The 15393-nt window shown below is 46.0% G+C and carries 16 protein-coding genes and 1 pseudogene; 11 read left to right on the forward strand and 6 right to left on the reverse strand.

Translation table 11 applies throughout. The features are described 5' to 3' along the window. Positions 1-128: pseudogene (locus tag GBV73_RS08015) on the reverse strand (IS6 family transposase); the annotation flags it as partial. 130 nt (positions 129-258) lie between these two features. Here GBV73_RS08015 and GBV73_RS08020 point away from each other — a divergent pair. Continuing rightward, positions 259-852 carry a Flp pilus assembly complex ATPase component TadA gene (locus GBV73_RS08020; protein ID WP_015849835.1) on the forward strand — a complete coding sequence of 198 codons (594 nt, stop codon included), beginning with the start codon at positions 259-261 and terminating at the stop codon, positions 850-852. Here the strand turns inward: GBV73_RS08020 and GBV73_RS08025 are convergent. Continuing rightward, positions 849-1994 (reverse strand): alanine--glyoxylate aminotransferase family protein, encoded by a 1146-nt coding sequence (locus GBV73_RS08025; RefSeq protein ID WP_152880615.1) that lies wholly within the window; start codon positions 1992-1994, stop codon positions 849-851. The two genes, GBV73_RS08020 and GBV73_RS08025, sit on opposite strands and share 4 nt — an antisense overlap. A gap of 377 nt (positions 1995-2371) precedes the next feature. On the opposite strand from GBV73_RS08025, the gene GBV73_RS11390 reads away from it, so the two are divergent. Both GBV73_RS11390 and GBV73_RS08035 read left to right on the forward strand, forming a co-directional pair. Then, entirely contained in the window at positions 2372-2737 is a 366-nt protein-coding gene (locus GBV73_RS11390; RefSeq protein ID WP_371717063.1) for a DUF2391 family protein, read from the forward strand. Between the two features lie 181 nt (positions 2738-2918). Next, positions 2919-3893 (forward strand): archaeosine biosynthesis radical SAM protein RaSEA, encoded by a 975-nt coding sequence (locus tag GBV73_RS08035; RefSeq protein ID WP_152880617.1) that lies wholly within the window; start codon positions 2919-2921, stop codon positions 3891-3893. Between the two features lie 524 nt (positions 3894-4417). On the opposite strand, the gene surE is transcribed toward GBV73_RS08035, so the two are convergent. After that, positions 4418-5200: a 5'/3'-nucleotidase SurE gene (surE, locus tag GBV73_RS08045; RefSeq protein ID WP_042699864.1), complete on the reverse strand. Its 783-nt coding sequence runs from the start codon at positions 5198-5200 to the stop codon at positions 4418-4420. A gap of 652 nt (positions 5201-5852) precedes the next feature. Here surE and GBV73_RS08050 point away from each other — a divergent pair. From GBV73_RS08050 to GBV73_RS08080, 7 genes are read left to right on the forward strand one after another with little or no spacing between them, the layout of a single operon-like run. Continuing rightward, positions 5853-6110 (forward strand): 2-oxoglutarate ferredoxin oxidoreductase subunit delta, encoded by a 258-nt coding sequence (locus tag GBV73_RS08050; RefSeq protein WP_004068965.1) that lies wholly within the window; start codon positions 5853-5855, stop codon positions 6108-6110. A 4-nt stretch (positions 6111-6114) separates the two neighbouring features. Further along, positions 6115-7332, forward strand: a complete 1218-nt coding sequence (locus GBV73_RS08055; RefSeq protein ID WP_152880620.1) for a 2-oxoacid:acceptor oxidoreductase subunit alpha — start codon at positions 6115-6117, stop codon at positions 7330-7332. Between the two features lie 53 nt (positions 7333-7385). Beyond that, positions 7386-8249, forward strand: coding sequence for a 2-oxoacid:ferredoxin oxidoreductase subunit beta (locus GBV73_RS08060; protein WP_152880622.1), 864 nt, complete (start codon positions 7386-7388; stop codon positions 8247-8249). After that, positions 8239-8751 (forward strand): 2-oxoacid:ferredoxin oxidoreductase subunit gamma, encoded by a 513-nt coding sequence (locus GBV73_RS08065; protein ID WP_042699854.1) that lies wholly within the window; start codon positions 8239-8241, stop codon positions 8749-8751. Before GBV73_RS08060 ends, GBV73_RS08065 begins: the two co-directional genes overlap by 11 nt. After that, a complete protein-coding gene (locus GBV73_RS08070; RefSeq protein ID WP_152880624.1) occupies positions 8748-9905 on the forward strand; it encodes a 2-oxoacid:acceptor oxidoreductase subunit alpha in 1158 nt (385 codons plus the stop codon). The genes GBV73_RS08065 and GBV73_RS08070 overlap by 4 nt, the downstream gene beginning before the upstream one ends. A 5-nt stretch (positions 9906-9910) precedes the next feature. Then, a complete protein-coding gene (locus GBV73_RS08075) occupies positions 9911-10756 on the forward strand; it encodes a 2-oxoacid:ferredoxin oxidoreductase subunit beta (protein WP_152880633.1) in 846 nt (281 codons plus the stop codon). After that, on the forward strand, positions 10753-11313 hold the full coding sequence (locus tag GBV73_RS08080; protein ID WP_042699846.1) for a 2-oxoacid:ferredoxin oxidoreductase subunit gamma: 561 nt from the start codon (positions 10753-10755) through the stop codon (positions 11311-11313). Before GBV73_RS08075 ends, GBV73_RS08080 begins: the two co-directional genes overlap by 4 nt. A 43-nt stretch (positions 11314-11356) precedes the next feature. Here the strand turns inward: GBV73_RS08080 and gltA are convergent, their stop codons facing one another. Both gltA and GBV73_RS08090 read right to left on the reverse strand, forming a co-directional pair. Continuing rightward, positions 11357-12793 carry an NADPH-dependent glutamate synthase gene (gene gltA / locus GBV73_RS08085; RefSeq protein WP_152880627.1) on the reverse strand — a complete coding sequence of 479 codons (1437 nt, stop codon included), beginning with the start codon at positions 12791-12793 and terminating at the stop codon, positions 11357-11359. Further along, the gene (locus GBV73_RS08090) at positions 12794-13648 is read right to left on the reverse strand and encodes a sulfide/dihydroorotate dehydrogenase-like FAD/NAD-binding protein (RefSeq protein WP_152880629.1); all 855 of its coding nucleotides are present in this window, start codon (positions 13646-13648) and stop codon (positions 12794-12796) included. A 154-nt stretch (positions 13649-13802) separates the two neighbouring features. Here GBV73_RS08090 and GBV73_RS08095 point away from each other — a divergent pair, with 154 nt between their 5' ends. Next, complete coding sequence (locus GBV73_RS08095) at positions 13803-14279, forward strand: DUF192 domain-containing protein (RefSeq protein ID WP_152880631.1); 477 nt, start codon at positions 13803-13805, stop codon at positions 14277-14279. 2 nt (positions 14280-14281) lie between these two features. Here GBV73_RS08095 and GBV73_RS08100 read toward each other — a convergent pair whose 3' ends face one another. Further along, positions 14282-15274: a class I SAM-dependent methyltransferase family protein gene (locus GBV73_RS08100; RefSeq protein WP_152880636.1), complete on the reverse strand. Its 993-nt coding sequence runs from the start codon at positions 15272-15274 to the stop codon at positions 14282-14284. Between the last annotated feature and the right edge of the window lie 119 nt (positions 15275-15393).

Here is a 15393-nt window from a genome sequence, read left to right on the forward strand (position 1 = left end):
ACCTGTCTGTAACTTAGTCCGTGCAGGTACAGGTTTATTGCCCTGGTTTTCTTTTTTGCTGGGATTTTGTTCCGGCGAAAGGTTTTTAAGACTGAAACCAGTAAGTAAATAATGGTTTCAGTCCTCATTTCTCTCCCCTTTTCTGAAGAGGTATCAGAAACTTAAACCTAACGTCCCACTGCTTATCCTGACAGTGTCTTTGAGTACTACCGTATAATTAATAACATCAAAACCCAAATATCTTTTGGTGACAAAGAAATGGGCGTCTATATCTTTACCCCCGAAGATCTTTTGAGGTATGAAACCATAACCAAGGACCAGCTTGAAGTGATTAAAGATGCCATACTAAAGAAGGGAGATATTCTTGTTGTTGGGACAAGCAGAGCTGGTAAAACAAAGCTTATCGAGGCAATGATTCACCTGATTCCAGACGAATGGGAAATAGTGGTTGTTACTGCCTATGGCGAGTTTAAACCATTCAAGAAGAACATCCATGTGATAGACACTGAGTTCAATGAGAAGAGCACCAAGCAGAGAACTGAGGAAGTTATAGAGGAAATCAAGAAGCTTAATCCAGATTACGTCGTTATAGACACCCTCCATACGGTCGACATTCCCTATCTATTGGACAAAATAATCGATGATTATCCACTTATAATTTCCTCCCTTGTTCTATCGAGGGACTTACTTGAGGAAATAAAACACTGGCTTAGAATAGACGACAAGACCCTTGCGAGGTTTGAGCTGGTTATTGAGTTGTATAGAGACATAAAGAGCGGCCTTAGAAGAGTGAACGCAATATACAGAGTTGTTCAAAAAGATGGAAAAATAGAGCTGGAAAAGATCGCTTAAACCTTTGCCTTCAATTCTTCTATTACTTCTTTTAAGTTCTGGAGCATCTCCTCAATGTCCTCAAAGGTCATATAGCCCATGTTTCCAATTCTGAAGGTCTTCTCCTTTATGCCCTCACCGTAGCCCTTGGCAAGCTCGAATCCTCTCTCACGCATTGCATTGTATACCTGATCACCCTTTATGCCCTCTGGAGTAAGCACAGCTGTTATTGTTGGGCTTTCGTAGCCGGGTTCTGCCAGAATATCGAGACCAATTTCCCTAACTCCGTTTCTTATCATCTCGCTTCTCTTTCTGTACATTTCGAGCCACTTCTCTTTTCCGCCCATCTTCTCGATTATTCTAAGCACGACGTTTAAGCCAAACTCCTGAGGCATTGCTGGGGTCGAGGGTGGGCCCTGCTTTTCCTTCTGCACTTTTATATATCTTGGAATGTCAAAATACCATCCTCTCTCTTCCATTTTGTGGGCTATTTCAATAAATTCCTCGCTGAAGGCTCCAACGGCTAATCCCGGAGGCACACCAAAGGCTTTTTGGGAGCTTCCAAAAACAACATCGATTCCCCACTTGGTGAACTTTATGTCAGCTCCACCCATTGCGCTAACAGCGTCAACGAAAACAAGCTTATCGTGCTCTTTTGCTACTTTAGCCAACTCTGGCAGTGGGTTAAGAACACCGGTGGAGGTTTCGTTATAGGTTATTGTGACGGCTTCAACATCAGGGTTTTTCTTTAAAGCCTCGTCGAGGTCTTCTGGCTTGACAGCCTTTCCGGGCTCGTATTCTAGGGTTACAGCTTTTCTTCCGTTGGTCTCTACAACCTGCTTGTACCTCTTTCCGAAAGCACCAATTATTGTCACAAGGACTTTTCCACCCTTAGAAACACCGTTTCTTATGCTTGCTTCCATTACTCCAGTTCCAGAGCTTGGGAAGAGAAGAACTTCTCCCTTCTCAACTTCGAGGAACTTCTTGAGCCTTTCAACTGTATCGACGTGCGTTTGTTTGTATTCCTTAGATCTGTGGCTGAACATTTGAACCTTCATTATTTCAAGAACTTCAGGGAAGCAGGCAACTGGCCCTGCAGTAAAGAGTTTGTATTTTGGCTTTACTATTTCGTAAACCTCTTTATAGGCATCTTCAAACTGCATGGTATCACCCAGTTGAATGACATTTCATGATTATAAAAACTTTAGCTTAACCATTGGTGGTACTACAAAAATGAAGGAACCAGAAAAAGTTCTCAAGTAATCTCTCTGGCCCTTCTTTCTTTACCGGAACAAACATGCAATACCGGGCCCTCGTCAAAGACAAAACCTTTTATATGGGTTCTCACAACTTACATACTGCGATGATGAATGAATCCAATGCTGAAGAGATGATTGACCCCAGAGTGGCTGAGCGTGAAAATATGGAAACTGAACTTAAAAAGCTAAATGAGAATATGACAAAGCTCTCCTGACAGGTAGATGAGATACAGGAGGAATTAGATAGAAAAAATCGGCCTGACAAACTCGGATGGGATGACGTGGTTCAAGAGATTATTGGTGCTATAACGTTTTCCATCCCGTTCCTTTTCACAGAGGAAATTTGGGAAATAGCCAAGACAATAGAGATATGGCGAACACTTGCCATTTTTTTAATGACGCTCTTCGTGGCTTACCTGTTTATCTCAAAATCCAAGCTGTCGAACATAGAAAAAGAAGAGTGGCACCGCATACCCAAAAGGTTACTCACGGTCACGACAGTCTCCTATATGACCTCTGTTCTCCTGATATACATTTACGGCATAAACAACATCGCCAACCTTTCTCTGGGGCAGTACATCAGTGCCACGATCATTGTAAGTACTTTTGCCGTTATTGGGGCGATAGCGGTTGACCTTGTAAAGTGAACAGCAAAATTGCAACTGCGTAAACTTTTTCAGCCCTTAAGGGGCTTTTATTTGGTCCTTATTTTTGTCAAAGGGCATCCTTCAACCATATAACTTTCATCCAGTACATTTTGCTTTATCTCTATGAGCGGTTCCATCAAACTTAAAAAGCCCCCTTCTAAGCTTTGGTGGGTGGGAATTAATGACGTTTTGGACAAGCGAGGACAACGTTGCTGGGAAAAAGGGAACTGCTCTCTATGTTATTTTGCCTACAATCGGATGCTACAGGTATAGAATTGGAGAAGCATGTTATATGTGCTCATATCCTGTAGAGGCCCCTAAAGTCCCCAAGAGCCAGGAAGAGCTTGTAGAATACTTTAAAAAAGCTCTCAAAAAAATTGAAGGTAAAAAGGGTCCGATAGCAGTTAGGATTTTTACGTCGGGGAGCTTCTTCGATGAAGGAGAAGTTAAGAGAGAAACTAGAAGGAAAATCTTCTCTATACTGGCGGAGATGGATAATGTCGAGGAAGTAGTTGTAGAAAGCAGGTCGGAGCTCGTGAGATATGATGCAGTGAGAGAGCTTGTTGAAATTCTTAGCGAGAAATACTTCGAAGTCGCCATAGGGTTGGAGACCGCGAATGATGATGTCGCGGACGTGAGCATAAACAAGGGGAACACCTTTGAGGAGTTTGTAAGGGCAAGCGAGGCAATTAGAGAGGCTGGGGCCAACGTTAAAACGTACCTCCTCCTTAAGCCGATCTTTTTGAGCGAGAGGGATGCAATTGAAGATGTAAAGGAAAGTATAACGAAAGCTGTTCCATACACGGACACCTTTTCCATAAACGTGACCAATATACAGAGGGGAACAACCTACGAAAGGCTGTGGGAAAAAGACGAATACAGACCACCTTGGCTTTGGAGCGTTGTTGAAATATTGAAGTGGGCTAAAGAGAACTTCCCTGAGAAGAGGATTCTGAGCGACCCGGTAGGGGCTGGCTCAAAAAGAGGCCCCCACAACTGCCTCACCGACTACGACAGGACCATTGGAAAGGCCATAAAGAAGTTTTCAGCGACACAGGACTTGGGCTACATAGAGAACCTTAAGTCCGAGTGTAGAGAGGAGTGGGGGTACATAGTCGAGAACGGCCTCCTCGACTGGCAGCTGGTGACTTGCTGACCTCCTCCCATCATTGGCGAGGGTTCATTTTAGCTCCTCACTAACGGCGGGGAGGTTTGAGGGGTCTCATTAAAACCCGCTGTTAGCGGGTTTCTCAACCCCTCGGGGAGGGTCTTCCCCCCGTTACCCCTACCTCCCGCTAAAGCAGGAAGGCTCGGGGTTATCGTTCAAACCCCATATTGGGGTTTCCAACTATTTGCGGCGGTTTTTAGAGGACGCTTAACAGCGTCATCCTCCCGGGAGCGGGAGGACACGTTGAAACCCCTCTTCTCATCGGGTTGTCTTTGAGTAGCCTTTCCAAGGCTTTATTACGCTTTTGAGTTTAAAAGAGTTTCGATCATTTAATGGTCAAGTTTTCAGGTTTTGCATCCCCGCCCTAAAGGGCAAGGCTTGAAAAAAGAAAAAGGTAAAGCTCTTTCTCAGATTTTCCTTTTCTTTAGACCTGGGCAGTCAAAGTGTCTGAAAAGATAAAGTAGTGGAGCTGTTTTTTTACTTCTTTGAAAGCCTCGTCCTTTAGGGCAGGGTCAGGTCTTTCCAAGGAGAATTCTCCGGAGCTCTTCAAAATCCACACTGGCAGTCATGTCAATGTTTATGGGCGTAACGCTTACCTTTCTCTCGACCTTGAGTGCGTAGGCGTCCGTTCCCGGCTCAAATGTCTCGGTCTTCCTCCCGACTATCCAGTAGTAGGAGTATCCCCTCGGGTCTATCCTTTCCTCCACAGTAGGACAGTATCTCTTCCTTGCGAGGCGTGTTATCGTTATTTCCGTCTCCGGGGTTGCATCGCTCGGGACGTTTACGTTGAGCATGTCGACACCATCTGGAAGGCCCCTCCCAAGGAGGGCGTGGGCTGTCCTTTTAAGGAAGTACGACGCGACTGAGAAGTCTGTCCCTTCCCCCTCTCCAAGTGTCTTTCCCCATGCCACCTCAAGGCTTACGGCTATGCTTGGGATTCCATGAGTTGCAGCCTCAATGGCGGCTGAAGCAGTCCCAGAAACGGTTATCTCCGTGCTGAGGTTCTCGCCGAGGTTTATGCCACTAACCGCTAGATCAAAGTCCCCAAACCTCGCTATGGCAAAGATAACGCTGTCAGTTGGAGTGCCGTCTACCCCATAGGCAATCTTCGCACCCGGGACGTCTACGAGCTTTGCCCTTATAGGTCTGTGGAGGGTCATTGCCCTACCGCTGGCGCTCCTCTGGAAGAGTGGGGCAACCACATAGACCTCCCCAAGGTTAGAGAGGGCCTTCACAGCCGCCCGGATTCCATTTGAATATATCCCGTCGTCGTTTGTTACGAGTATCTTTGGCATGATAAAAATTCGACTTCGCCTTTTAAAAACTCTCACTTCCAATCCGCTCTGGGTGAGAGGAATAACCTACCGGACGAGTGAAGACAACGTGGCAGAGGCTCCACAGCTGTGGCGAGTGCGATAAAGCCATTGCAAGGGCAATTAGAGAATTCAAACACACCGGACATCGGGTTTTTCAAAAATATTGAGCACAACTTTTTGAGAGAGTGAGAATACATAAGTTTCCGAAGAACTGCTTGACTGGCAGATTCAAATATGATGACCACACAGAGCGTAGAGTTGGGACTTTGTGTTCTCAATGCTTGTTTTTTCTGTTGAAGTGTCGAGGGGGCATCTTTAATTATTGTTAGATGATGAGGTACATTTTGTGTCTAGGATGATTTCTCTATCTGTGAACCTGACTTTGCAGTTATTAACCGTTGTTTAAATTGTACTCTGCCGTTGGCTTTACAAATGTAAACTTGAATCCCAAGAATTCCAAGCTATACTAGGACTGTTTGGTGATTGTTTTTGTACAATGTGGGCATGTTTGTTAGGCATTTCCTCAAAAAAAGCAACCTGGGGGCCGAACTTATCGATAGATGAGAAAATTTTCGAAAACTTTAAATGCTTTACATACGTAAAAATACTTAGCAGATCGTGGGTGATGATTATGGCAAATGTCGAAGTTAAAAAAGATAACTATCTGGCCGTTGGAAGAACCGAAGCCGTAGAGATAAGCGTTGACACTTTCCTCTGCAAGGGATGCGGCATTTGTGTTGAGCTGTGCCCAAGAAAGGTTTTCGAGTGGAGTCAGGAACTTAGTGAAAAAGGTGTCCACTATCCGATTCCAGTACATGCCGACAAGTGCGTAAAGTGCAAGCTTTGTGAGCTTCTCTGCCCGGACTTCGCAATAGCTGTTAAGTGGTGAGAAAATGATAATCCGGGGGGACGAGCCCGACCAGATAGGGCTCCTAAAAAAGCTTTACCCAAAGGGAAACTACTTCATGCAGGGTGACGAAGCTATAGCGTATGGAGCTCTTTTTGCCGGGTGCAGGTTTTATGCCGGTTATCCAATAACGCCCGCAAGCGAAATTGCCGAAACAATGGCGAGAGAGCTTCCGAAGCTTAGGGGATACTACATCCAGATGGAAGATGAGATAGGGAGCATAGCCGCTGTTGTTGGAGCATCCTGGACGGGACTTAAGAGCATGACCGCAACTTCTGGCCCGGGATTTAGCTTAATGCAGGAAAACCTTGGTTATGCAGTATTTACGGAGACCCCCCTGGTTTTAGTTGACGTTCAAAGGAGCGGCCCTTCGACAGGTCAGGCAACAAAAGGTGCACAGGGAGATTTCTTCCAGGCAAGATGGGGGACTCATGGAGACCATCCAATAATTGCTATTTCTCCAACGAGCGTGGAGGACAGCTTCTGGGAAACAATAAGGGCGTTTAATCTGAGTGAGAAATTAAGAATACCCGTGATTCTCCTTGCCGATGGGATAATAGGGCACACGAGAGAGCAGATAAGAATTCCCGACCCAGAAGAAGTTGAGATAACCTATAGAAAGCTTCCTGCTAATGAAGAGGAGGCAAGGTATCCATTTGGCGACATTCATGGGGACTTAATCCCTCCAATGCCGCTTTTTGGCAACGGCTACTTCACCCACGTTACGGGCTCTACGCATAAGGAAAACGGCCTAAGGGATGTTTACACGCCCGAGGTCCACGATCGCCTGGTTAGAAGGCTCCACAAGAAGATAGAAGTTCACGAGAAGGAAATCCAAAAGTGGGAAGAATACTACACCGACGATGCAGAGATTCTGCTCGTGAGCTGGGGCGTAAGCGCGAGGCCATCGCTTGGAGCGGTAATAGAGGCGAGAAAGAAGGGAATAAGAGCTGGACTCATTGTCCCGAAGACCGTTCACCCGTTCCCGGGAAAGAGAATTAAGGAGCTCTCTAAGAAAGCTCACACGATTCTTGTGCCCGAGATGAACCTTGGGCAGATGATACTTGAGGTGCAGCGCTTTGTAAGGGAAGAAGTTCCAGTTATTGGCGTGAACAAAATAGGGGGAGTTCCGCTAACAGTAGAAGAAATTTTAAAGGAAATAGAAAGCTCAGCCGAGCGTTCTCGTCACCGTTCGGCGGATTAGATATTCATCATCGCTGAATAAAGTTGGTGTTTGGATATTTAAAGGTGATGTGTATGTCAAAACCAATTCACACGAAGTATGAGATGATTAAGTACCTCCGAAAGGAGGCTCTCCCTACTGCCCTGTGTCCCGGATGTGGTGGTGGGACTGTATTGAACGCCTTTGCGAATGCAGTGGATCAGTTAAAAATTGACCCCCGTGACTTAGTTGTCGTGAGCGGAATAGGGTGCTCGGCATGGATAGCTTCGCCGTACTTTCTTGCTGACACATTACACACAACACACGGAAGAGCAATAGCATTTGCAACGGGTGTTAAGGTGGGTTTGCCGGACAAAAAGGTTGTTGTTATAAGCGGTGACGGGGACTTAGCGGGAATTGGAGGGAATCATCTCCTCCATGCAGCGAGGAGAAACATTGACATAACTGTGATTCTGGTCAATAACTTTATATATGGGATGACCGGCGGCCAGGTGGCACCAACGACTCCCTTCGGGGCAATTACCACCACAACGCCTTATAGGAACATTGAGCACCCGCTGAAAATAGCCGAGACTGTAGCTTCTGCTGGTGCATCGTATGTGGCGAGGTGGACTACTTTTCACGTTTATCAGCTGATAGAGAGCATAAAGAAAGCGTTAGCTACTAAGGGATTCTCGCTTGTTGAGGTAGTTTCCCAGTGTCCCGTGCAGTTTGGAAGGAGGAACAAGATGAAGACTCCAGCAGAGATGCTTCGCTGGTTTTCAAGGAATGCTGTCCCAATAAGCAAGGCAAAGAGTATGTCCCCTGAAGAGCTTGAGGGCAAAATTATCATCGGGGAATTTGTGAGTAAAGAAAAGCCTGAGTTTACAGAGGAGCTTAACAGGCTTATCGATGAGGTTGCTCAATACTACGGGCTGGGTGGTGAAGATGCAGATTAGGATTGCGGGTATTGGAGGACAGGGGGTCATTCTCGCGGGGATAATCCTTGGAGAAGCAGCTGCTATAGAAGGGCTCAACGTTGTTCAGACTCAAGATTATGGCTCTCAGAGCAGAGGAGGACATTCTATAGCTGACCTCATAATCTCAAAGGAACCAATCTACGATTTAATGGTCACAAAGGCTGATGTTCTTGTTGCTCTCGCCCAGCTTGGCTATGACTCCACAAAGGACTCTCTTCGCAAGGATGGGATTTTGATAATTGACACCGACCTTGTGAAGCCTGATAGGGAGTATGTAGGCGCACCTTTCACAAGACTTGCTGAGGAAAAAACTGGCTTGGCTTTAACTGTTAACATGGTTGCGCTTGGTTATCTGGTTGCGAAAACAAATGTCGTAAAGAAAGAAAGTGTTGAAATGGCCATAAAGAGAAGAGCCCCCAAGGGGACGGAGGAAATAAACCTAAAGGCTTTTAGAATAGGTTATGAGGAGGGATTGAAATGAGATATCCATTTCCTGTAGGTGATGCAGATTTTATTCAAGGCGATGAAGCCATAGCAAGGGCTGCCATCTTAGCCGGGTGCAGGTTTTATGCCGGCTACCCAATAACGCCCGCAAGCGAAATTTTTGAAGCAATGTCCCTTTACATGCCCCTTGTTGATGGGGTAAGCATTCAGATGGAGGACGAGATAGCTAGCATTGCCGCCGTGATAGGTGCCTCTTGGGCCGGTGCCAAGGCAATGACGGCAACTTCTGGCCCGGGCTTCAGCTTGATGATGGAGAACCTTGGTTATGCAATAATGACCGAAACCCCCCTAGTTTTGGTAAACGTCCAGAGAAGCGGCCCATCAACGGGCCAACCTACTTTGGCGGCTCAGGGAGATGTAATGCAGGCCATTTGGGGTACACACGGCGACCACAGCTTAATAGTCTTAACACCAGCTACAGTTCAAGAGGCCTTCGACATGACGATAAGGGCATTCAACCTTGCAGAAAAATACAGGACTCCCGTTATATTGCTGACGGATGCAGAAGTGGGACACATGAGGGAAAGAGTCTACGCTCCACATCCAGATGAGCTTGAGCTAGTTTACAGAAAGCTCCCCGCTAATGAGGAGGAGGCAAAGTATCCATTTGGCGACATTCATGGGGACTTAGTTCCCCCAATGCCAATCTTCGGGAAGGGGTATAGGACGTATGTTACGGGATTGACGCATGACGAAAGAGGAAGGCCGAGAACAGTTGATGCAGAGATCCATGAAAGGCTCGTAAAGCGCATAGTTGGTAAGATAGAGAACAATAAGAAGGACATCATTGATTATGAAACCTACGGGCTGGAGGATGCCGATATTGCAATTGTGAGCTTTGGAATTGTTGCGAGGTCCGCTATGAGGGCTGTTAAGGAGCTCCGCAAGGAGGGCATAAACGCTGGATTACTCAAGCTCAACGTGCTCTGGCCATTCGACTTTGAGCTCATAGAGAAGATTGCTGAGAACGTAGAAAGGATTTACGTGGCTGAAATGAACCTTGGTCAGCTTTATCATATGGTCAAAGAAGGGGCCAATGGAAAGGCAAAGGTCGAGCTCATAAGCAGGATAGGTGGCGAAGTTCACACTCCCGGAGAGATAGTGGAGAGAATTAAGAGGGATTTGAGGTGAGGAGAATGTATCTAAAGCCCAGCTATGAGATTAGGGACAAATACCTTAGAAAAGACATGCTTCCCACGATATTCTGCCCCGGATGTGGTATTGGGGCTGTTTTGCAGTACACCCTTAGGGCCATTGATGATCTCGGCCTAAACCAGGACGAAATAGTGTGGGTAAGCGGTATAGGCTGTTCCTCCAGAGTTCCCGGCTATGTGAACTTTGATGGTCTCCACACGACCCATGGAAGGGCATTGGCTTTTGCTACCGGCATTAAAATGGCAAATCCAGACCTCAAAGTAATAGCTTTTATGGGCGATGGTGATGCCGCAGCCATAGGTGGAAATCACTTGATTCACGCCATAAGAAGGAACCTAGATGTTACCGTTATTCTCGTCAACAACTTTACCTACGGAATGACGGGAGGGCAGGTGGCACCAACGACTCCAAAGGGTCTTAGGGGAACAACCGCCCCATACGGGAGCTTTGAGAATCCATTCGACATTGCTGAGCTGGCGGTTGCTGCGGGAGCGAACTACGTTGCAAGATGGAGCGTTTTCAACTACCTTCAAGGCATAAACAGCATAAAGAAGGCCCTGCAGAAGAGGGGCTTCACCTTGGTGGAGTTCCTATCCCCATGTCCAATAAGCTTTGGAAGAAGAAATAAGCTCAAAACAGCCCCGGAGCTCATAAAGTGGTATCAGAAGATAACTGTCCCCATAAGCAAAGCAAAGGACATGCCTCCTGAGGAGCTCGAGGGCAAAGTCGTCATCGGAGAATTCGTAGACAGAGACAGACCGGGTTTAATAGAGGAATACGAAGCCTACAAGAGGAGAGCAAAGAAAATAATGGGGTGGGAAGAATGAGGAAAGAAGTCCTTATAGGTGGCTTTGGAGGACAGGGAGTTATCTTAGCGAGTGTTATCCTTGGAAGAGCGGCGGCAGTTTATGAGGGCCTTTACGCAGTTCAAACACAGGCTTATGGGCCAGAGTCAAGAGGAGGTGCTAGCAGAGCTGAGGTTGTGATAAGTGATGAGCCTATAGACTATCCAAAGGTAATGGCCCCAGATTGTGCGGTTTTGCTCTCCCAGCAGGCTTATGAGAAGTACTTACCGCTCGTAAAGAAAGGAGGGATTGTAATACTCGAGAAGGAATTAGTCCCCAACAGAAACGAAGAGCTCGAGAAAAACTTCAAGGTTTTCGCAATTCCTCTAACTAAGGTAGCGGAAGAGACGACTGGCTTGAGCTTAACAATGAACATTTTAACCCTTGGAGTTCTCGTCAAGCTTACTTCTGTTGTGAGCGAGGAATCCATAGAAAAAGCCGTCCTCGATTCAGTACCAAAAGGAACCGAAAACATAAACCTAAAAGCCCTCAGAAAGGGGTTTGAGCTTGGTGAAAAAGCCAAAAACGGGGAACTTTAACCCCTTTATTTTTTGTCGTGCCCAAAAATAAATTGAAATAAAGTTAAGCCGGAAGACGCTTCTTCTGGATGTATTCGTCTATCGCCTTCGCGGCCTTCTTTCCGTCTCCCATAGCCAGGATAACGGTTGCTTCTCCTCTTATGGCATCCCCGCCCGCAAAAACTCCGGGAATGCTTGTCATAAGGTTTTCATCCACCACAAGGGTGCCGTCAGGGTTGGTCTTGAGGCCAGTAGCTTCTTCGCTTATTATTTTGTTGGGTTCAAGGCCGATAGCTATTATGACTGTATCAGCTTCAAGCGTGATGTATTCGCCGGTCCCCACTATCTTTCTCTTTCCTTTGGCATCTCTTTCCTCAAGAGGTCTCATCTTCTCGAATTTAACGGCCTTGACCTTCCCGTTCTCGTCACCGATGAACTCCACTGGATTGAGGAAGAACTCAAACTTAACACCCTCTTCCTCGGCGTGCTTGATTTCTTCAATACGGGCGGTCATGTCCTCTCTTCCTCTACGGTAGGCGATGGTAACTTCGCTTCCCATCCTGAGAGCGGAACGAGCTGCATCCATAGCTGTATTCCCGGCTCCAATCACGATGGTTTTCTTTCCTATGGAGATGGGCTCATCGTATTCTGGGAACTTGTAGGCCTTCATGAGGTTTATTCTGGTCAGGAACTCGTTGGCGGTATAAATTCTATCGAGGAGTATGCCGGGGATGTTGAGGAGCTTTGGTGTTCCGGCACCGGTTCCTATGAAGACTGCATCGTACTCCTCAAGAAGCTCTTCGAGGGTCACCGTTTTTCCTACTATGTGATCGAGCTTTATCTCCACTCCAAGCTCCTTAAGTTTGGCTATTTCTCTGTCGAGAATTTCTTTTGGGAGCCTGAATTCTGGGATGCCATAAACAAGAACTCCTCCGGGCTTGTGGAGAGCTTCAAAAATTGTTACTTTGTAGCCCATCTTTGCCAATTCTCCAGCACATGTTAAGCCCGCTGGCCCTGAGCCTACTACTGCTACCTTTCCTTTTACTCCATTCTCTGTGGAGGTAAACTCCTTGAGAAGCTCCTTTTCTATGCCGTGCTTCCTTGCGTAGTCAGCAACAAACCTCTCGAGCTTACCGATGTTGATGGGCTCTCCCGCTTTGCCCATGACACAGGGGGCTTCACACTGCTCTTCTTGGGGGCATACTCTACCGGTAATTGCAGGTAAAGTGTTGTCGTCCCATATAATGCGGAGAGCGTTTTTAACGGCCTCTTCGGGGCTCTCAGCGTTCTCGCGGAGGGCCTTTATGAAGCCCGGAATGTTTATGTGAACGGGACATCCTTGAATGCATGGCGCGGGGTTGCACTGCAGGCATCTCTCAGCTTCCTTAACCGCGGAGACAAAGTCGTAACCCAAATTGACTTCAACAAAGCTCTTTATCCTTTCTTCAACTGGAACCTCTGGCGTTGGAACGCGCTCTTTGATAAGTTTGGGTCCAGCCATTTAAATCACCCCCTTCTCCCTCAATTTAGCAAGGTATCTTTCTCTCGCAAGTTTTTCCTGCTCCGCAAAGCGGGCGTTCCTCTTTATGGCGTCGTCCCAGTCTATCTTGTGTGCGTCCATCATTGGCCCGTCCCTGCATGCGAACTTTATCTCCCCATCGTAGAGAACCCTGCAAGAGCCGCACATGCCTGTCCCGTCGACCATTATCTGTCTCACCGTAACGATGGTTGGAATTCCGTAAGGTCTGGTTAGTTCGGCGAGCTTCTTAAGCGAACCGAGCTTTCCGCCGGCGAAAACAATATCGACTTTATCCTGCTCAATGAGTTCCTTTAGAATGTCCAGATAGTGGCCTTTTCTCCCAACACTGCCGTCTTCTGTTGTGATGTAAAATTCATCGGCAACTGGCTTTGCGAGGTACTCCTCCGGATACGTGTTGGCCTTGTTCTCAAAGCTGTGGATGGCTATAGTGTAGTTGCTCGCTTCCTTCATGGCCTTGAGTGTAGCATAAGCTTCTGCCTGAGCACATACCGCATCAGCTGCAAAAACCACGTTTCCATAGTGCTTAACTTCAATTGGCTTTCCAAGAGGTCCGGCTATGCTTAGAATTTCATCTCCAACTTTCTTCTCATACCAGAGCTTGAAGGTCGTAACGCCGTGTCTTCTAATGAACATGCCTATTCTCCCATTTTCTCTGTCGGCATAATAGACTGACATTGGAACTCTTTCTCCTTTTTCGTCGACTATTAAAACGACAAACTGCCCAACTTTCCAAGATTTCGCTATATGGGGGGCTTCAACCTCCATAAAAAAGTCAATTGCACTCAGGTTCTCTTTTTTTGTTATCTTATACCCCATAATGCACCACCTTGTACATATGCTTTGGTTTGTACATTATAGTTGGCAACTTCTGGTTTATAACTATTTTTTAAACCGAAGGTTAATAACTGAAAAAATTTTCAACTGAAATTGTCGCAAGGCTTATTTAGAAGGGGACTTACTCTCATTTGATATGTTGATAAACAAAACAAAGGGCAAGACCTGGAATGGAAAAGTTAGAGTTGCGGATACGTTTTTTAGAAGATTTAAGGGGTTAATGTTAAAACCGGTCATAGATTATGCTCTTGTGTTCATTTTGCCAGCAGAGACAAGGATAAATGCCTCAATCCACATGTTTTTCATGCTCCAGAGCATAGATGTCATCTTCTTGAACTCTTCAAAGGAGGTTGTTGACTTAAAAAGGGCTCGCCCGTGGAGGGTTTACGTGCCGAGAGAAAGCGCTAAGTACATAATTGAGGCTCCGGTGGGAGTTATCGAGTATTTAAACGCTGAAATTGGAGACGAGATTGACTGGAAAGTTGAGGAAGAAAGAAAAGCAGCTCCCTCGCCTGCAGGAGCACTAAACAGATTGGGCATAAAGAGCTCAAACAGCACAATAAGCCTTGCAGAGCCCAAACCAAAACTCAAGGAAAGTTTTGAGAAAAGCTAATCTCAAAACACGACAAAATCAATTGCAATATTGAACTGATACGGAGCATACGGTCTTACCTTCCTTTTTTCGAGAATCTTCACGCTTTTTCCAAGCTCTTCTGCAACCCTTTCTATCATTTCTATGTGTTCGTCAAAGAGGTTATCTTCGTGTGAAAATCCATAATAGTGGATAACCCCGCCTCTTTTGACGCTTGTTATTGCTTCTCTTAGAAATTCGTGTGCAAACTTGGGGAGGTTCATTATCACACGGTCGGCTTCTATCTGGCCTGCTACCTTTCTCACGTCTCCAAGGATGGGAACAACGTTTTCAACTTTATTCAGCTTTTTGTTCTCCTCTAAATATCTTATTGCCCATGGGTTTATATCACACGCAAAAACAATCTTTGCCTTCTTTGCGAGGAGGATTGAATACGGCCCAACGCCTGCAAACATGTCAAAAATGACTTCTCCTTCTCTGGTCTTCTCAAAGACTCTCATTCTCTCTGTTGCAAGCCTTGGGGAGAAGTACACTTTCGCAACGTCCAGTTTTAGTCTTATCCCATTTTCTCTGTGAACTGTCTCGGTTCTCTTCTCACCGGCAAGGTGTATGAGTTCCCTCACCCTGTACTCCCCAAGAACCTTGCTTCCTTTTGCAAAAACAGCCTTTATATGTTTGTGTACCTTCAGTATTGCCTTTCCAATGTTTTCCCCATAGGGGAAGAGCTCCTCAGGAAGTTCTATTATAGCTATGTCTCCTATTATGTCAAAGGACGAGGGCAAGAGAGGAAAAAGTTCTTCTGGAATATCCACAACTTCCCGATAGCTTTGAGGTCGCCTGATTGCTTTTTCAAATGTTGTTTCAACTATTTCAAAGCCCTCTATTTTATCCTTCACTGGAAATATCACGAAATCCCCCTGATGTTTGACTTTAAAGTTAATATCGAGCAGATTGAGCTCTAAGAGTTGTTTTCTTACTTTTTCAGCTTCTTTTTTTGGAACTTTTACCCCTCTCATCTTTCTCACTACCTCCATTAGATTGGTGCTTAAAAGGGTTTTGATACTGTTAGGATAAGCTGTGGGGTGTCAGGTTTAAGTTACTGGCAGTACTTTAGAAAAAGAAGGGGGAACATGAA

Source organism: Thermococcus sp. 101 C5 (assembly GCF_009372125.1).
Lineage (GTDB): Archaea > Methanobacteriota_B > Thermococci > Thermococcales > Thermococcaceae > Thermococcus_A > Thermococcus_A bergensis.

Bases quoted from the DNA above. Each gene is read 5' to 3' on its own strand.
- GBV73_RS08065 (WP_042699854.1), top strand. From the start codon at position 8,239: ATGCAGATTAGGATTGCGGGTATTGGAGGACAGGGGGTCATTCTCGCG.
- GBV73_RS08025 (WP_152880615.1), bottom strand. From the start codon at position 1,994: ATGCAGTTTGAAGATGCCTATAAAGAGGTTTACGAAATAGTAAAGCCA.
- GBV73_RS08070 (WP_152880624.1), top strand. From the start codon at position 8,748: ATGAGATATCCATTTCCTGTAGGTGATGCAGATTTTATTCAAGGCGAT.
- GBV73_RS08035 (WP_152880617.1), top strand. From the start codon at position 2,919: ATGACGTTTTGGACAAGCGAGGACAACGTTGCTGGGAAAAAGGGAACT.
- GBV73_RS08095 (WP_152880631.1), top strand. From the start codon at position 13,803: ATGTTGATAAACAAAACAAAGGGCAAGACCTGGAATGGAAAAGTTAGA.
- surE (WP_042699864.1), bottom strand. From the start codon at position 5,200: ATGCCAAAGATACTCGTAACAAACGACGACGGGATATATTCAAATGGA.
- gltA (WP_152880627.1), bottom strand. From the start codon at position 12,793: ATGGCTGGACCCAAACTTATCAAAGAGCGCGTTCCAACGCCAGAGGTT.
- GBV73_RS08020 (WP_015849835.1), top strand. From the start codon at position 259: ATGGGCGTCTATATCTTTACCCCCGAAGATCTTTTGAGGTATGAAACC.
- GBV73_RS08100 (WP_152880636.1), bottom strand. From the start codon at position 15,274: ATGAGAGGGGTAAAAGTTCCAAAAAAAGAAGCTGAAAAAGTAAGAAAA.
- GBV73_RS08050 (WP_004068965.1), top strand. From the start codon at position 5,853: ATGGCAAATGTCGAAGTTAAAAAAGATAACTATCTGGCCGTTGGAAGA.
- GBV73_RS08075 (WP_152880633.1), top strand. From the start codon at position 9,911: ATGTATCTAAAGCCCAGCTATGAGATTAGGGACAAATACCTTAGAAAA.
- GBV73_RS08055 (WP_152880620.1), top strand. From the start codon at position 6,115: ATGATAATCCGGGGGGACGAGCCCGACCAGATAGGGCTCCTAAAAAAG.
- GBV73_RS08080 (WP_042699846.1), top strand. From the start codon at position 10,753: ATGAGGAAAGAAGTCCTTATAGGTGGCTTTGGAGGACAGGGAGTTATC.
- GBV73_RS08090 (WP_152880629.1), bottom strand. From the start codon at position 13,648: ATGGGGTATAAGATAACAAAAAAAGAGAACCTGAGTGCAATTGACTTT.
- GBV73_RS08060 (WP_152880622.1), top strand. From the start codon at position 7,386: ATGTCAAAACCAATTCACACGAAGTATGAGATGATTAAGTACCTCCGA.